The sequence below is a fragment of the Solibacillus sp. FSL R7-0668 genome (assembly GCF_038006205.1).
In the GTDB taxonomy this organism is placed as follows: domain Bacteria; phylum Bacillota; class Bacilli; order Bacillales_A; family Planococcaceae; genus Solibacillus.
The window spans coordinates 493,678-509,610 of the sequence record NZ_JBBOUU010000001.1; the positions used below are offsets into that span (position 1 = coordinate 493,678).

A 15,933-nucleotide genomic window follows, 5' to 3' on the forward strand; every position below is an offset into this window, starting at 1 on the left:
AGTTAATTAAGAAAATTTACAATAACGTGATAATGAAAGCGGTTTAGAACAGAAACGGTACATAGCTAAACAAAATCCGCATTTTGCAAATGACAAAATGCGGATCTTGTTTAGAATAATAAATGCGCAATGGCTGCGACAAGGGGAATAGAAATAATCGTACGGATTAAGAAAATTACGAATAAATCCCATAATTTTAATGGAAGCTTTGTCCCTAAAATAAGCCCACCAACCTCAGACATATAAATTAATTGCGTTACCGAAACCGTTGCGATGAAGAAACGTGTCATTTCTGATTCGATCCCCGCACCTAAAATCGAAGGCAATAGCATATCCGCAAACCCAACGATCATCGTTTGTGCTGCTTCACCAGCTTCTGGAATTTGAAGGAAGGCTAAAATAGGCTCAAATGGCATTCCTAAAATGCGGAAGAAGCTTGTGAATTCAGCTAATACTAATGCGATTGTACCGAATGCCATAATAATCGGCGTCACCGCAAACCACATTTCCAATACATTGATGAACCCGTTTTTCACCATCTTCCCTAAGTTACGGTTTGCATTCGCTTTTGATAAAGCATTGTGTAAACCATAAGAGACAACATTGAAGCCCTTTTGCACTTCTTCACGATTGTTAAGAGCTTCGGAACCATCAATGAACGTATCGACCTTGTGCTTTAACGGATAAATGCGTGGCATAATAAATGCCAACACCAAGCCAGAGAAAATAACCGATGCATAAAATTCTAAGAAATACGCTTCGATACCAATCGTTTCTACTACGACTAAGCAGAATGTAATCGACACAACGGAGAAAGTTGTCGCAATCGTAGCGGCTTCACGTGCGGTGTAGTTCTTTTCCTCGTATTGTTTACTCGTAAGTAACACACCGATTGTCCCGTCACCGACCCATGATGCCAAGCAGTCAATGGCAGAACGACCAGGGATTTTGAACAGCGGACGCATAATTTTGACCATCATCGAACCGAAAAACTCAAGCAAACCGAAGTCTGTTAATAACGGAAGTAATAGCCCAGCAAATAGGAACAAAATGAACATAAATGTCACAAGACCACTTGCAGGATCGATTAATAGCCCTGTTGTATCAGCACTTGTTAAGCTTTCAGGTCCAATTTGTAATAAATAAGCCCCCGCAAAGACAACTGCTAATACGCGCATCACTGTCCAAAACCAATGAACGCGGAATAATGCATCCCAGACGCTACGCGGCCCACGCTGAGGAATAAAATGCATCACGATTGAACCAAGTGCGGCAATCATAAAGACAACCCATGCAAACCAATGAATATACGATTCAGCATAGCCAGCTAGCCAATTTGCAAGTAATGCGATCGGTACCTTTATGCCATCCTCTGTACTGAGCGGTGTAATAAAAATGAAAACACCGAGTGCAGACATCGCTAAAAATAAAAACCATGTGTAAAAAGAAAATTTTGCTTTCATTTATAATAACCTCATTAAATTATAATGTTGAATATTTATACACTATAAAAGGTTAGAATAGCGCTTGTCTACCGTTTTGCATAAAGATTAACATTTCAGAATACTTGTCATGAATAAGATACTGAATATAGGAAAGGAAATGCTTGGTATCTAGACAACTGAACGAGGAATATAAAAGGTTACTAATTAAAAGGAGTATGTATGAAAATACATATACTTGAATTGTGAAAGAAAAAAGAGATGCTTCGTCATAGTGACAAAAACATCTCTCATCATTAATCATTAAATGAGTTAATTTCATAATTCCAACCCCTTGTCTCCCATGGGTTTCAAAACAATAAAAAAAGGGCACCTCCCCAATTTGGTATAATTTAAGTGACCAAACCAAAATTATCCCTGAGGTGAATGCCCTATGACTATTGTAAAGCAAATGCGTCTATTTGACATCCATGAATTAATGGAAATGGAAAGTTCTCATCGTTTTGATGCGATTTTGGCTACTTTTGATTTACAGCCGATTTTTCAACTGTTTAGTAAAAAGACAATGCGTGGCGCTCCAAGAGAATTAAACTATAGTGCGATGATTCAATCGCTCGTGATTCGTATTATTGAGCGTATTCCAACGGTAAAAGATTTAATCAAGCGTCTGAAAAATGATCTTATCTTTCGTTTAGATTGCGGCTTTTTACTTTCTGATTCAGTACCTTCTGACTCTTCTTATTCACGTATGGTCGATGTGATTAGCCAATCAGAAGTCTTTGATAAAATGCAAGATGAACTCATCCAAAATGCCTTTACAGAAGGATTTCTAGAGGAAGAACATCTCGCTTTTGACGCGACACATTTTGAAGCGCGCGATGCATCAAAACCATCTGAGAAAAAGGAAAAAATCCCGAAAAAGCGTGGTCGCAAATCGAAAGAAGAGCATGAAGCCTGGCTCGCTGAACAAGCAGAAATCGAGGCAAATCTTACAACCTATGAAAAGAAATTAGAAGCTCAATTAACGATTCCAACATCGACACTTTGGCGAGACATCCCAATCGAACCCAAGTGGGGTGTCAAGAAAAATAGTGACGGTAAAAACACGTTCTGGTTCGGCTTTAAAGGGCATTTAGCTGTCTTGACAAAAAGTCAGTACATTGTGGCACGCTTGATGTCGTCTGGTAATTTAAGTGATAGTAAAGCAGCCATTCCACTGTTAAAAAAGGTAGCTGAAGTCGTGCCAAATCAATTTACAACAACGATATTTGATGCAGGGTATGATTACAAAGCGATCTATCGACAAATTTTAAATCAAGACATGAAAGCAGTCATTCCATACGTTAAACGTCGTGAATCCGAAATCTTGGGTTTCGATGAAAATTTCCGTCCAACGTGCGTACGTGAACATAGCTACTGTTACGACAGCTATGACGAGAAATATCAGTGTTTAAAATTTACACGTCCAAAAGAATGTGCAACGTGTCCATTACGTGAGGATTCACTGTGTCAAAAAGTTTTTAAAATCAAGTGTGAAACGGATATTCGCAAGTATACGTATCCAGCAAGAGGCTCCGCATTATGGGAGAAACTGTACAAAGAACGTACAGCTGTTGAACGTGTGAATGCCTACTTAAAAGAATATTTTCAATTAAATAATGTCCGTCATCGAACAGGTAGAAAAGCCAAGCTCCATTTCAATCTGGTGACGTTTATTTATAATGCCTGCAAATTAGCCGTTGATCGTTTGAATGCACAATTAAATGAACAAAACACAGCTGCATAATTTTTAAAAATGAAAATCAAAAAATTGTATTCGTCTAAGTTCTTGAAAAAATCGATTTATGAAATTGATTCAAATGTAATATTGTAAAATTTTTCAACATTTAGCCAGCTATCAGACATGACCTCGCCATCATCGACACGCTTAGCTGTTTCTTGCATCATCCAGCCTGTTTGAGAGGCATGGGCCTGTAGTGCTTTTACTTTGTCGTTTTTCACAGAACGAATGTCAATAACGACATGTGCCTCACCATTTTTTTCAACGGTGTCATTTGCAAAAGCACAGGCTAAAATGCGTGGTCGCTTTTCTGGAGCCATACGACGAACCGCTTCCACAACCGCTTTTGCTGTTGCTTCATGGTCTGGATGCACGGCAAAGCCCGGTAAAAATGTATAGATTAATGATGGATTTAGCTCATCGATTAAATCCGCTACAAGCTTTACCATTTTTTCATCATCTTCAAATTCAACTGTTTTGTCGCGCAGACCCATCATACGCAAATCTTCAATACCCATCGCAGCACATGCCGCAATTAGCTCTTTACGGCGAATTTCTGGTAGGGATTCACGTGTTGCTGTTGGCGGATTTCCTAAATTACGGCCCATTTCACCTAATGTTAAACAAGCGTATGTAACAGGTACCCCCATATTACGGTGCATACGAACAACACCTGCAACAGAAAAAGCCTCATCATCTGGGTGAGGGTAAACGACTAATACGTGACGTTCTTGTTGTAATGTCATGAATAAGTCCTCCTTAATAAGCAAATGGCAATTCGCTAATTTCTAGTGCAACCGCCAGCTTCCCTGTATAGTCTAAGCCCGCCATTAATAAGCGTCCTTGATCGTCCAGTTCATAATGTGTAATGCCCTGTGCATATACCCAGCCATGTGGCAATTTTAAGCCAACACGGTGTGGAGCATCGCCAACAACCTTCCCTAATTCGTAATTTAATTTGACGTTGCGAATAAATGCCCCCGCATTAAAAAATTTTTCGTCGTAATGGGCTGCATACGAGCCATTTGTTGTTTCAAGATGAATATAAACGTCTTTGTTCGCGAAAGAATTAAGTAATTCTTGGAGCTCTTTTTGATTTACTTCCTTCATCCTAATTCTCCTTTCGAATCTAGTTACTACTAGTATAGTAAAATTTCATGCTTGATGAAAAGAAAAAGTCGTATAAGTCACGATTTCTTCGTTAAAAATAAAAAACAACATTTCACGCCAGTTGACGCAAAATGTGTTTTTTAGTGATGTCATTAAGCTTGTGTATAACTTGGAATCGTTGTTACCGTAACTTCCGGTGCACCGAAACGAGGTTTTGCACCGTGCATAACAGGTCCAACAAATTGATTTAACGCCCAACCATGTTGAATTGCCGCCGAAACGAATTCTTTTGCTTCGATAACGGATTCTTCAACCGAAAGTCCATTTGCTAAGTTTGCACATACGCTCGCGGCAAATGTACAGCCAGCCCCGTGATTATAAGGCGCAGCAAATTTTTCTGTTTCTAATAATTTAAATTCTGTACCATTATAAAATAAATCGACCGCTTTTTCATGTGCCAACGCTTTACCGCCCTTGATGACTACGTTTTTAGCACCTAATGCATGAATTTTTGCGGCAGCAACTTGCATTTCTTCAATCGTTTTCGGTGTACGAGTACCCGCTAATTGACCAGCTTCAAATAAGTTTGGTGTTACAACCGTTGCGTAAGGTAATAGGTGGTTAATCATCGCTGTTGTATTACCAGGATTTAAAACCTCATCGTCGCCTTTACATATCATAACTGGGTCAATGACAACCTTGTCCGTGCCAGAAGCTTGAATCGCCTTTGAAGCCGTTTGAATAATTTCTTCTGTAGAAAGCATACCTGTTTTAATCGCATCCACACCTGTAGATAAGGCCGTATCGATTTGCTTTTGTAATAATTCAGTTGGCAGTGGTGTCACGCTATGGCTCCATGTTTTTGGGTCCATTGTTACGACTACAGTTAGTGCAACCATTCCATATGTGCCATGCTCTTGGAAGGCCTTTAAATCTGCTTGCATCCCTGCGCCGCCTGATGTATCTGACCCGGCAATTGTTAACGTTTTTTTCAACATAAGTCAAAACTCCTTTAAATACATATTCGAAAATAATTGCTTCTATTATAACGCTTGTCTGGCTATATAAAAATGGTCAGAAATAATAAAAACTAAAAGGTCAGATAAATGAACTTGAATTTAGCGCGAATTTTCACTACTGTTTGATGTGAGGTGAAAAGAATGATTGAGCAAATACCAAATGAATGGCGACAAATTTTGGCATCGCAACAACAAGAAACGTACTACCAAAATTTAATGCAATTTGTAACGCAGCAATATGAAACAGCGACGGTCTATCCAAAGAAAGAGCAAATAGTAAACGCGCTGCATTATACCGATTATAAAGATGTCAAAGTAGTGCTCTTAGGCCAAGATCCGTATCATGGACCGAATCAAGCACATGGCTTAAGCTTCTCCGTTGAGCCGGGTCAAAAGCTCCCACCATCCTTAAAAAATATGATGAAGGAATTACAGGACGATTTGGGCTGCCCAATGCCTGATCACGGAGCATTATTTGATTGGGCAAAACAAGGCGTTCTTCTATTAAATACGGTACTCACGGTACGTCAAGGTGAGGCCAATTCCCATAAAGGACAAGGCTGGGAACAATTTACGGATATCATCATTGAAAAATTAGCTGCGCGCAAACAGCCGATTGTGTTCTTATTATGGGGCAAACCAGCGCAAAGTAAGCGTGCCATTATCGAACGAATTTCTAATCAGCATATTATTTTAGAGGCACCGCATCCAAGTCCACTAAGTGCGCATCGCGGCTTTTTTGGTAGCAAGCCGTATTCCAAAGCAAATGCAGCCTTAGTGGCACTGGGGCAACAGCCAATTGATTGGTGTATTCAAAGCAAACAGGCTAAACTTTTTGACTGAAGCATGGTAAAGTAAGGAAAGAAAGAGAGGGCAAGCTGATGAAAATTGATTGCTTTAAATGTCAGCATTTTCGTGTGACATGGGATCAAGCCAATCCGCGTGGTTGCACGGCATACGGCTTTAAAACAAAACAGCTGCCATCATTAGTAGTACGGCAGTCGAGTGGCATGGATTGTTTGAAATTTATGCCAAAGGTGAGACAGGGGGATACGGGGCGATGATTACACAGCAGGCGATTTTAACGCAAATGGAAAAGCTGACTGCAGAGGCACGCCAAGCAAGCTCTGAGCAACAGGCGCGCGAATGTTTTGCGGCGATTAAGGCACTGTGCGAGGTGGTGCTTGCAGATCAAACGACAAAAAAGCAGCAGTCCACTAGTAGCACACCCATCACACCATCCGTAAACGCCTTCACGCAGCCCGTTGCCATTCCGTCGCAAAAGTTGCAAGAAGACGATGCAAACGGTGATTCGCTATTTGATTTTTAACTAGAGAAAGAGGTATAGAGAATGAAAGGTTCAATTATATCTGGTGCGATTCACGGCTTTTTAGCAGTCGCACTAGGCGCATTTGCAGCACATGGTTTAAAGGATGTTTTAGATGATTATGGTACAGGTATTTGGAATACGGCAGTACAATATCAAATGTTCCATGCGACGGCCTTAATCTTAGTCGGTATTTTAATGGCTCGCTCCATTCTAGGAGAAGTAAAGCAATTGAAAATCGCGATGATTTGCTTTAATTTAGGAATTCTTATTTTCTCAGGAAGCTTAATGGTACTGGCTTTAACAGGGATTAAAGTATTAGGTGCAATTACCCCAATTGGTGGCGTTTTATTTTTAGTAGGCTGGGTCATGGTTATGCTGGCTGCTGTAAAAAAAGCATAAAAAGTAAGCATATACTTCTAGTATTGGAAGTATATGCTTTTTTTAGTATATTAGTAATAAAATCAAAACATTTTATCTAAATTATCGGAATTTATTGTATAGTTAAAAAGTAACTTATTGAAGGAGCGGGGACAATGAATCAGTTATTAATGAAGCTACAAGAGCATTATGAAGAGATGGTTATCATTCGACGCTATTTACATGAATATCCGGAAATTTCACATGAAGAAGTACACACACCTGCATATATTGCCAACTTCTATCGTGAGCTAGGTTTAGAAGTTCGTGAACAGGTAGGCGGACGTGGGGTAGTTGCGACTTTACGTAGTGGGCGTCCTGGAAAAACCGTGGCATTACGGGCTGATTTTGATGGTTTGGCCATACAAGAATTAAACGATGTTCCATATAAATCGAAAAACGATGGGGTCATGCATGCCTGTGGTCATGATGGGCATACGGCATCACTTCTTGTTTTAGCAAAGGTATTAACTGAAATACATGAGTGCTTAGAAGGAAATGTTGTGTTTATTCATCAGCATGCCGAGGAAGTCGCACCAGGTGGGGCAAAGGCAATGATAGAGGATGGTTGTCTAGAAGGTGTTGATGTTATTTTTGGCACGCATTTATGGGCTCCGACTCCATTAGGCGAGGTTTTAGTGCGTGATGGGGCAATTATGGCGGCAGCGGATCGCTTTGAAATTGTCATTCAAGGCAAGGGAGGGCATGGCGCAGAACCACAGCATTCTATAGATGCCATTGTCGTAGGAGCACATTTTGTCACGCAATTACAAACGCTTGTATCGCGCAGAATCGCCCCGCTTCATTCAGCGGTTGTGACAGTAGGGCATTTTGAGGCCATCAATCCGTTTAATGTTATTGCAGATACCGTAAAAATTAAAGGAACGGTCAGAGCGTTTGATGAAGCCGTACGTCAGCAAATTAAAGAAGAAATCGAAACGCTGTTAAAGGCCACTTGTTTAGGAATGCATGCGCACTATGAGTTTGCTTATTTTGATGGCTACCCACCGGTAATCAATCATACAAATGAGACGCAATACCTTCAAACGATTGCTGAGCAAATTCCAACGGTAGAGCAGGTAACGGTTTGTCCGCCGTTTATGATTGGTGAGGACTTTGGGTATTATATGCAGCATGTTCCGGGGACATTTTTCTTTACGGGTGCTAAAAATCCTGAATGGGAGACAGTTTATCCGCATCATCACGCTAAATTTGATTTTGATGAAAGGGCAATGTTAATAGCAGCCCAAGTTTTAGGGGCAGCGACATGGAACTTTTTAACGAGCCAAAATAATGGAGATGTAGTATTATAGATTATGTAATTTTTAGGATGGATAGTAAAAAAGAGGGGGATGGATAAATGAGTGTTGGTGCAAAGTTAAATATAGCCTTTTATTCAATGATTGCTATGTTTGCGATTTCAATAGGGATTACCTTTGTGAGCTTGGGGAATATTGAGGCTAAAACAGAAGAAGCTTTAGACAATCGCGTTGCTCAAATTCGTTCAGCTGATGAAATTCGCTTCGGATTATCGATGCAAGGGCTGTATGCACGTGCTGTTGTATTGGATGGTACGGATGAATCATTCGCAAACTTTGAGTATTACAAAACATTACTAACGGAAGAAATTCTTCACTTAGAAACGTTAGTGTCAAGCGATACGATGATAGAGTATATTGCGCAGCTTAAAGCATTTAACGAGGACTTTAACAGAGGCTCTTTAGATATGCTCGATGCGATTGAACGTGGGGATAATCGCTTAGCAAATGGTTTTATTAACACAAAGCTACGAGAAGCAAACAATGGAATTTTAAGCGTGGCAGAGCAAATTGTTGACTATCAAGAGCAGCAATTAGATAAGATTAATAAACAAACAGATAACGCAATCGTATTAACGAAATCGATAGCTGCAATTGCCTTAGTAGTAAGCATTGCTATTGTCTTTTTCTTTATCCTTTATATTCGCAGAACGATCACAAGCCCACTCAAACTGGTTGTGAATGGAGCGAATATTGTAGCTTCAGGTGATTTGTCACAGCAGGATTTAGTTGTAAAATCAAAAGATGAAATTGGTCAGCTTGGACAAGCCTTTAATTTAATGAAAACCAATTTATCGCACTTAATCAAAAATATTCAAGTAAACGCAGAGCAATTAAGTGGCTCTGCTCAAGAACTTTCAGCAAGTACAGAGGAAATTACGGCAAGTACAGAGGATATTACAACGCGTGTAAGCAACACAGCAGAGACGGCACATATTTCAGCGCAAGCCTCAAATGAAAGTGCGCGTGCAATGGAAGAAACGGCTTCTGGTGTACAACGAATCGCAGAAGCAACGCAATTTTTACATGGCAGCTCGCTTGATGCATCGAAAACGGCACAAAATGGTGGGGCAATCATTCAAAATGCCCAAACTCAAATGGACATCATTAGCGCGTCTACTAACTCGGTGAATCAATTAGTACAAAAGCTAGCCCAACAAACAGAGGAAATAAATAATATTTCAAAAGTCATTACAGATATTACAGATCAAACGAATTTACTTGCCTTGAACGCGGCAATTGAAGCAGCACGCGCGGGTGAGCACGGAAAAGGGTTTGCCGTTGTAGCAGATGAAGTGCGCAAATTAGCAGAGCAATCCAAAACCTCTGCAACATCCATTGTTAATTTAACGCTTGAAATTAAATCAGATACGGAAAATGTAGAGCGCGCGGTATCAGAATCGCTAGTATCTGTACGAGATGGCGTTGAAATCATTACAGAGGCTGGGGACTCATTTACTTCGATTGTCGAAGCAGTGACAAAAATGTCCACACAAATCGAAGAAATTTCCGCAACTTCTGAACAACTTTCAGCAAGTGCCGAGCAAGTAAGCGCATCAATCAATGAAATTGCAATCGGCTCTAACGAATCAAGCGGTAACCTGGAAATGATCGCGGCTGCGGTGGAAGAGCAAACCGCAACAATGCAACAGGTGAGTGCTGTAGCGGTTACACTAAGTGGAAATGCACAAGATTTACAACAAGAAATTCAGCAATTTAAGGTGCGCTGATGAAAGAAGGGACTGTTCGGAAGTAATTTCTGAACAATCCCTTTCTTCATTTGAAATCCAAAAATTTTTAAGGTGATTGAGTAAAATAATTTAGCTCTTCATCAAACTCAGCATAATCAAAATAAATCATTGGGAATAAAAAGCGATGATTTGATTTCAGTTCACGTAAAATAACGTGATCGCGCCCAGCTGCTTCTACCATACCTCTTACTGTACGCGTATTACTACCAGCAACGGCATTGTCAAACGAAAAATAGAAGGTGCCCGGTTTTCCTTTGTTAAGTCGTAAAATATTTTCGATATAAGACTCTTCACGTGGGAATGAAGCGCCTGGCATAGTCGATTGCGTAGGGATACCAGAAGGAGTCATTTGAGGCATTGGCGATGTCCAATAATAAGTCAAATCTATATCCGTCCTTTCAAAAATGGTGTCATACGAAGGGGGGTCCCTTGTTTTCGGTTTAGTATATGCAATACGGTATGAGAAAGATACCTAGCAAAATTAAAATGAGGCGTATGCTTTTGCAAAAGATGAATATACTATAGGAAATTAATGTGAAAACTCTCAAGGACTTGGGTAAAATTACAGTACAAAATGAAAAGAAATGTTGCCTTGTGTAAATGAAAATTCGGGGAGTGAATGTGATGAAGTTAGGCATATGGGTTGGCATGATGATTAGTGCGATATTGTCATTTGCAATCGCGGCGTTTTACGGTGAGCCACTGCATTGGTATTTACTCATCATATTAATAGTCGTTGGATTATTCATTAATACCATTATCATGATTTTAAAAATACGGGATGACCACACTTGAAAGGATGAGTTGATTTTCTAACTCATCTTTTTTCAAGGGCTGCTCGAAATGCTGGTGGTCAATCACGCTTCTTTTTTTGTTGCATACGTAAAAAATCCTCGTCCTCAACCTTTAAAATGGAGCGACCAATCGTAACTAAAATCATAAACATAATTCCTACACCAACCATTAAATAAATCATCGTAAAGATTTTGCCAAAAGTTGTGACCGGCGTAAAGGTAGTCGTCACAGAGGTCGGAATTAAGCTAATAAATGAGAAATAGAACGAATCCAACCAAGACCACTTTTCGACACCACGGTAGAAAAGTGTGCCTGATAATAAAATGAAGCATAATGTTGCAAATAATGATAAGAAATCTTGACGCTTAAATGCATGAAATAACCCTTCAAGTAAACGCTTCAATGACAGAATAAATGAAACCATTTTGAAAACTCCTTATTAGAAAGTAGAGCTTGTGCCATCAGAGGACAAGTTCTTTTTATGTATATCTTTTTAAAACGGTATATTTACCAATGAAAAGGGCTATTTGATAGTTTCAAATAGCCCCTTTTACAATTAAATCGCTAATAGCTTTTCTAATTTTTCATTGTCTAATAAATTCCCCACAAGGAACTCACCGAACTCACCATAGCGAGCTGATACTTCGTCAAAGCGCATTTCGTAGACAATTTTTTTGAATTGCAGCATATCATCAGAGAATAATGTTACGCCCCATTCGTGATCGTCTAAACCAACCGAACCTGTGATAATTTGCTTGATTTTGCCTGCATAGCTACGGCCAATGAGTCCGTGTGCATGCATTAGCTGACGGCGCTCTTCCATTGAAAGCATATACCAATTGTCATTGCCGTCACGTTTTTTGTCCATTGGGTAGAAGCAAACATATTTTGATTTTGGTAATTCAGGGTACAGACGCGCACGTACATGCGGGTTTTGATATGGATCTTCGTCTGATTTACCTGCTAGGTAGTTTGATAATTCTACGATTGACACATAAGAATATGTTGGAATCGTGAAATCTGCAATCGCTAATTTTGCAAAGCGTGTTTCAATATCCCCTAATTCTTCAGGTGTTTCGCGTAATGTCATGATCATAAAATCTGCTTTTTGCCCAATAATGGAGTAGAAAGCGTTGGAGCCTGTATCTTGATTTAAGTCCTCTAAAAATGCGATAAACTCTTTCGTTGCGGCTTCGCGTTCCTCGGCAGAAACTAACTTCCAAGATGCCCAATCGATTGAGCGGAAATCATGTAGTGCATACCAGCCATCTAACGTAATTGCTGCTTCATTCATATGTAAACACTCCTTGTAATTGAAAATGATTCACAGTTAGTGTAGCACAAAACGGGTAAAAAAAATCATTTATGCACTTCAAAATCAACAATTTCACCAATTTGACATGACTCTGAATTGCGGTATGCTAAAGTGAGAAAAATGTGAAGCTAGGAGTAATTATATGAATGAACGATTACAGCAAACAACTTGGCGCTTTGTCGACCAATCTATTAGCGCAAATCAGCGTTCCCCATTAGAATCCTTTGCGATGGACGATACCCTCTGTCATTTAGTCGGGCAGGAAATGTCCAATGCTACTATCCGTACGTGGGTGCATGAGGGTTCGGTCGTTTTAGGCATACAAGATCACCGCTTACCGCATATTGACCAGGGGATGGCACAGCTGCGAGCCAATGGGTATGAGCCAATTGTTCGCAATTCAGGCGGACTGGCAGTGGTATTAGATGCAGGCGTATTGAATATCTCCATTGTAAGAGATGAAACAACGCCGCTTAGTATTAATGCGGCATTTGATGTGATGGTCGATTTTATTCGCGCTTTATTTCCGCAGATAGCCCATAAAATCGAAGCCTATGAAATTGTAGGCTCGTATTGTCCAGGCTCCTATGATTTAAGTATCGATGGCAAAAAGTTTGCGGGTATTTCGCAGCGCCGCATGAAAAATGGCATTGCGGTGCAAATTTACTTATGTGTAGAGGGCAGTGGGAGCAAGCGTGCGGAGCTCATTCGTGAGTTTTATGCTGCGGGCTTACAAGGAGAAGAAACGAAATTCCACTATCCAATTATTACGCCACATGTGATGGCGTCCTTACAGGAGTTAACAGGAGAGCTTATCACCGTTCAAGAGGTCAATGAGCGCATTCGACAATTGCTTAAGGCATGGAATGGGATGCTAGTAGAGCTACCTTTACAGGAAAATGAGCACGAATTATACACATATTATTTACAACGTATTATCAAGCGCAATGAATCCATGCTAAAGAAATAAAAAAACGACGTGCACTATGGATGCACGTCGCCTACTTCTGTGATGGCTGATTGTGTAATGAGATTGCCGTTTTTCTCCATTTTAAAGGTCGGTGTTGCAAGTTCGCTCTCGTCCTCAAAGGCTACGAGACGTCTTGCGCGGTTCATAATGGAAACAAATTGCTCGTAATCTTCTTTAATGGCTTTGTTTTCTTTTTGTAATGCCTGTAATTGCTGTTCAAGCTGCTGCTTTTGTTCTGTTAATAATGTTGTGAGTTTGCGCCATTTTAGTACATCCTGTTCGCTAGAATGATTGTGTTGCAAACGTACTAAATAGGCAATGACGATATCGAGTGATAGTGCAGATAATGGAATCGACATCGGCTGCTCTTCATTTGACGGTAGTAAATAGAGTGGTGTTGTACGTCGTTTTGTTGCTTGATTCATTAGGCGCATCCGCTCTTTACGTTCCTTTTTGGCCTGTGCTAAATCCTCCTCGTAAATACGACGAACGACCGCATTCCAACGAAATCCACAGGCAGCAGCGGTACGGTTTAATAGATCCCCCGCTTCCTCAAATGCATTTAACTGTGTACTACCTTCCTTCACATGACGAATGACCGCTTCAGCTAGCAATGCGTCATTTTCTTCAATCCATGCATCCTGTCTTGTTTTTGTCATAAATATCCCCCTTAAGTTGTTGTAAATCTATCATGTCCAACGCTCGAAAGATTTATTCACTGTATGGTAAATTGTTGCTAGAATTATCGTGAGCGTAGCAGCTATCAGACCTTTGACGGAAATACTAGGATAATACTTGAATGAAGTGCGCGATTTAAGCTACAATAGCTCTTAGGTTAACTTGATTCAGCAGGGGTTTAAACCCCTGCTGAATCAAGTTAAGCCCCGGCAGATGTCACAGATTTTTAGAGGGATTTTTCAAGTGAACTTGAAAAAATCTGGACGCAATTACGTCGAGGCGTAATTGATACTAGATAAGAAAGAGGTGTTGACACTATGGCAAACTTATTTCATGTTTGCGATGAATGTCAGGCCGTTAATTTAAAGACGTTAATTCCCAAATTACAAGAGATTGATCCAGAAGCAACGATTGAAATTGGCTGTCATTCATATTGTGGTCCCGGCCGCAAAAAAACATTTACTTTTGTAAACAACCGTCCAGTCGCCGCATTAACTGAAGAGGAGTTAATGGTAAAGGTGTTAGACAAGCTAAAAAAGTAACGACCTAAATCACTAGTCATGCAATAGGGCTAGTGATTTTTGTATGCTATCAATTCTTTTTTACTACGAAGTTCATTATAATGAAGGAAAGAGGCTTTAAAAGGAGGTCGTTTGGATGTCTACATATGGACAAATGAAAATGCCAGAAGAAAAGGTATTTAAAGACCCGGTGCATCGTTATGTGCATGTGCGCGATCAGGTGATTTGGGATTTAGTAAAGACGCGTGAATTCCAACGCTTGCGCCGTATTAAGCAGCTTGGTACAACCTATCTTGTATTCCACGGTGCTGAACATAGCCGCTTTAGCCATTCACTAGGCGTGTATGAAATTGTACGCCGTATTGTTGATGATGTCTTTAAAGGACGTCCGGAGTGGGATGATTCGGAGCGCTTACTGGTTCTATGTGCGGCGTTGCTTCACGATTTAGGGCACGGGCCATTTTCGCATGCATTTGAAAATGTTTTTGAAACCGACCATGAATATTTCACGCGTCAAATTTTACTAGGAGATACGGAGGTAAATGCGGTGTTGCGCCGTGTTGCAGCGGATTTCCCTGAAAAGGTAGCACAGGTCATTGAAAAGACATATTCGAATGATTTGGTTGTGAGCTTAATTTCGAGCCAAATTGATGCCGACCGTATGGATTATTTGCAGCGTGATGCGTATTATACAGGCGTGAGCTACGGGCATTTTGATATGGAACGGATTATGCGTGTCATGCGTCCACGAGAAAATGGGGTAGTGATCAAGGAAAGTGGGATGCATGCAGTGGAGCATTATATTATGAGCCGTTATCAAATGTATTTGCAAATTTATTTTCATCCGGTGTCACGCAGCGCGGAAGTCGTCTTGAACCATATTTTGCAACGAGTAAAGGCATTATGGCAAGAAGGCTACCAATTCAAAGTGCAGCCAAAGCCGTTTGAGTCATTCTTTGAAAATAATGTTTCGTTAGAGGATTATATTGCGCTGGATGAAAGTATAATGCTTGCCTACTTCCAATTTTGGCAGCATGAAGACGATGCCATTCTCCGTGACTTAAGTCGCCGTTTTGTCAATCGGAAGCTTTTTCAATATATCAATCTCAACCCATTTGAGCGTCCAGAGGTGTATTCCGAACTACGCCGATTATTTAGGGAGGCAGGATTAGACCCAGCCTATTATTTAGTGCATGATTCGACATCCGATTTACCGTATGATTTTTACCGTCCAGGTGTGGAAGGAACGAAAAAGCCAATTTTCTTGTTAATGCAGGACGGACAGCAGCGTGAATTATCAGAACGCAGCCAAATCGTAGAAGCCATTGCTGGACACATTAAGGTAGATCATAAAGTGTATTACCCAGAGGAAATTTTCGCGGATGAAGGAATCCCGAAATCATTACGGGATGAAATCTTTAGATTAATCGAATCTGTATAAATGCAAAACTCTTATTGACTATCAATGCGGTATCTAAGTAGTTCC

General features: G+C 40.3%; 19 protein-coding genes. 11 read left to right on the forward strand and 8 right to left on the reverse strand.

Annotated features, from left to right (window positions below; all coding sequences use genetic code 11):
* Positions 1 to 110: 110 nt before the first annotated feature.
* Entirely contained in the window at positions 111 to 1,463 is a 1,353-nt protein-coding gene (locus MKX47_RS02355; RefSeq protein ID WP_340770681.1) for a YjiH family protein, read from the reverse strand.
* 412 nt (positions 1,464 to 1,875) lie between these two features.
* Between MKX47_RS02355 and MKX47_RS02360 the strand changes: the two genes are divergently transcribed.
* Positions 1,876 to 3,228 (forward strand): transposase, encoded by a 1,353-nt coding sequence (locus tag MKX47_RS02360; RefSeq protein WP_340770684.1) that lies wholly within the window; start codon positions 1,876 to 1,878, stop codon positions 3,226 to 3,228.
* Between the two features lie 56 nt (positions 3,229 to 3,284).
* On the opposite strand, the gene bshB2 is transcribed toward MKX47_RS02360, so the two are convergent.
* The 3 genes from bshB2 to thiD form a co-directional block, all read right to left on the reverse strand.
* Positions 3,285 to 3,968 (reverse strand): bacillithiol biosynthesis deacetylase BshB2, encoded by a 684-nt coding sequence (gene bshB2 / locus MKX47_RS02365; RefSeq protein WP_340770687.1) that lies wholly within the window; start codon positions 3,966 to 3,968, stop codon positions 3,285 to 3,287.
* A gap of 13 nt (positions 3,969 to 3,981) precedes the next feature.
* The gene (locus MKX47_RS02370; RefSeq protein WP_340770690.1) at positions 3,982 to 4,332 is read right to left on the reverse strand and encodes a YojF family protein; all 351 of its coding nucleotides are present in this window, start codon (positions 4,330 to 4,332) and stop codon (positions 3,982 to 3,984) included.
* Between the two features lie 152 nt (positions 4,333 to 4,484).
* Positions 4,485 to 5,330 (reverse strand): bifunctional hydroxymethylpyrimidine kinase/phosphomethylpyrimidine kinase, encoded by an 846-nt coding sequence (gene thiD, locus MKX47_RS02375; RefSeq protein ID WP_340770692.1) that lies wholly within the window; start codon positions 5,328 to 5,330, stop codon positions 4,485 to 4,487.
* Between the two features lie 162 nt (positions 5,331 to 5,492).
* On the opposite strand from thiD, the gene MKX47_RS02380 reads away from it, so the two are divergent.
* From MKX47_RS02380 to MKX47_RS02405, 6 genes are all read left to right on the forward strand, one after another.
* Positions 5,493 to 6,194, forward strand: coding sequence for a uracil-DNA glycosylase (locus MKX47_RS02380; protein WP_340770694.1), 702 nt, complete (start codon positions 5,493 to 5,495; stop codon positions 6,192 to 6,194).
* 38 nt (positions 6,195 to 6,232) lie between these two features.
* Positions 6,233 to 6,415 carry a uracil-DNA glycosylase gene (locus tag MKX47_RS02385; protein WP_340770696.1) on the forward strand — a complete coding sequence of 61 codons (183 nt, stop codon included), beginning with the start codon at positions 6,233 to 6,235 and terminating at the stop codon, positions 6,413 to 6,415.
* Positions 6,412 to 6,681, forward strand: coding sequence for a YwdI family protein (locus MKX47_RS02390; protein WP_340770698.1), 270 nt, complete (start codon positions 6,412 to 6,414; stop codon positions 6,679 to 6,681). The genes MKX47_RS02385 and MKX47_RS02390 overlap by 4 nt, the downstream gene beginning before the upstream one ends.
* 21 nt (positions 6,682 to 6,702) lie before the next feature.
* A complete protein-coding gene (locus MKX47_RS02395; RefSeq protein ID WP_340770701.1) occupies positions 6,703 to 7,080 on the forward strand; it encodes a DUF423 domain-containing protein in 378 nt (125 codons plus the stop codon).
* 134 nt (positions 7,081 to 7,214) lie between these two features.
* The gene (locus MKX47_RS02400; RefSeq protein ID WP_340770703.1) at positions 7,215 to 8,411 is read left to right on the forward strand and encodes a M20 family metallopeptidase; all 1,197 of its coding nucleotides are present in this window, start codon (positions 7,215 to 7,217) and stop codon (positions 8,409 to 8,411) included.
* Positions 8,412 to 8,458: 47 nt separating this feature from the next.
* Positions 8,459 to 10,147: a methyl-accepting chemotaxis protein gene (locus MKX47_RS02405; RefSeq protein ID WP_340770705.1), complete on the forward strand. Its 1,689-nt coding sequence runs from the start codon at positions 8,459 to 8,461 to the stop codon at positions 10,145 to 10,147.
* A gap of 67 nt (positions 10,148 to 10,214) precedes the next feature.
* On the opposite strand, the gene gerQ is transcribed toward MKX47_RS02405, so the two are convergent.
* On the reverse strand, positions 10,215 to 10,526 hold the full coding sequence (gerQ, locus tag MKX47_RS02410; protein WP_340777694.1) for a spore coat protein GerQ: 312 nt from the start codon (positions 10,524 to 10,526) through the stop codon (positions 10,215 to 10,217).
* Positions 10,527 to 10,792: 266 nt separating this feature from the next.
* Between gerQ and MKX47_RS02415 the strand changes: the two genes are divergently transcribed.
* Complete coding sequence (locus MKX47_RS02415; protein WP_340770708.1) at positions 10,793 to 10,963, forward strand: hypothetical protein; 171 nt, start codon at positions 10,793 to 10,795, stop codon at positions 10,961 to 10,963.
* Between the two features lie 58 nt (positions 10,964 to 11,021).
* Here the strand turns inward: MKX47_RS02415 and MKX47_RS02420 are convergent, their stop codons facing one another.
* Both MKX47_RS02420 and hemQ read right to left on the reverse strand, forming a co-directional pair.
* Positions 11,022 to 11,387, reverse strand: coding sequence for an ion channel (locus MKX47_RS02420; protein ID WP_340770710.1), 366 nt, complete (start codon positions 11,385 to 11,387; stop codon positions 11,022 to 11,024).
* A gap of 132 nt (positions 11,388 to 11,519) precedes the next feature.
* Positions 11,520 to 12,257, reverse strand: a complete 738-nt coding sequence (hemQ, locus tag MKX47_RS02425) for a hydrogen peroxide-dependent heme synthase (protein WP_340770712.1) — start codon at positions 12,255 to 12,257, stop codon at positions 11,520 to 11,522.
* A gap of 163 nt (positions 12,258 to 12,420) precedes the next feature.
* On the opposite strand from hemQ, the gene MKX47_RS02430 reads away from it, so the two are divergent.
* On the forward strand, positions 12,421 to 13,248 hold the full coding sequence (locus tag MKX47_RS02430) for a lipoate--protein ligase family protein (RefSeq protein WP_340770714.1): 828 nt from the start codon (positions 12,421 to 12,423) through the stop codon (positions 13,246 to 13,248).
* 14 nt (positions 13,249 to 13,262) lie between these two features.
* Here MKX47_RS02430 and MKX47_RS02435 read toward each other — a convergent pair whose 3' ends face one another.
* On the reverse strand, positions 13,263 to 13,907 hold the full coding sequence (locus tag MKX47_RS02435) for an RsfA family transcriptional regulator (RefSeq protein ID WP_340770717.1): 645 nt from the start codon (positions 13,905 to 13,907) through the stop codon (positions 13,263 to 13,265).
* Between the two features lie 336 nt (positions 13,908 to 14,243).
* Between MKX47_RS02435 and MKX47_RS02440 the strand changes: the two genes are divergently transcribed.
* Both MKX47_RS02440 and MKX47_RS02445 read left to right on the forward strand, forming a co-directional pair.
* Complete coding sequence (locus MKX47_RS02440; protein WP_099422358.1) at positions 14,244 to 14,468, forward strand: DUF1450 domain-containing protein; 225 nt, start codon at positions 14,244 to 14,246, stop codon at positions 14,466 to 14,468.
* 115 nt (positions 14,469 to 14,583) lie between these two features.
* Positions 14,584 to 15,888, forward strand: a complete 1,305-nt coding sequence (locus MKX47_RS02445; RefSeq protein ID WP_340770725.1) for an HD domain-containing protein — start codon at positions 14,584 to 14,586, stop codon at positions 15,886 to 15,888.
* Positions 15,889 to 15,933: the final 45 nt, after the last annotated feature.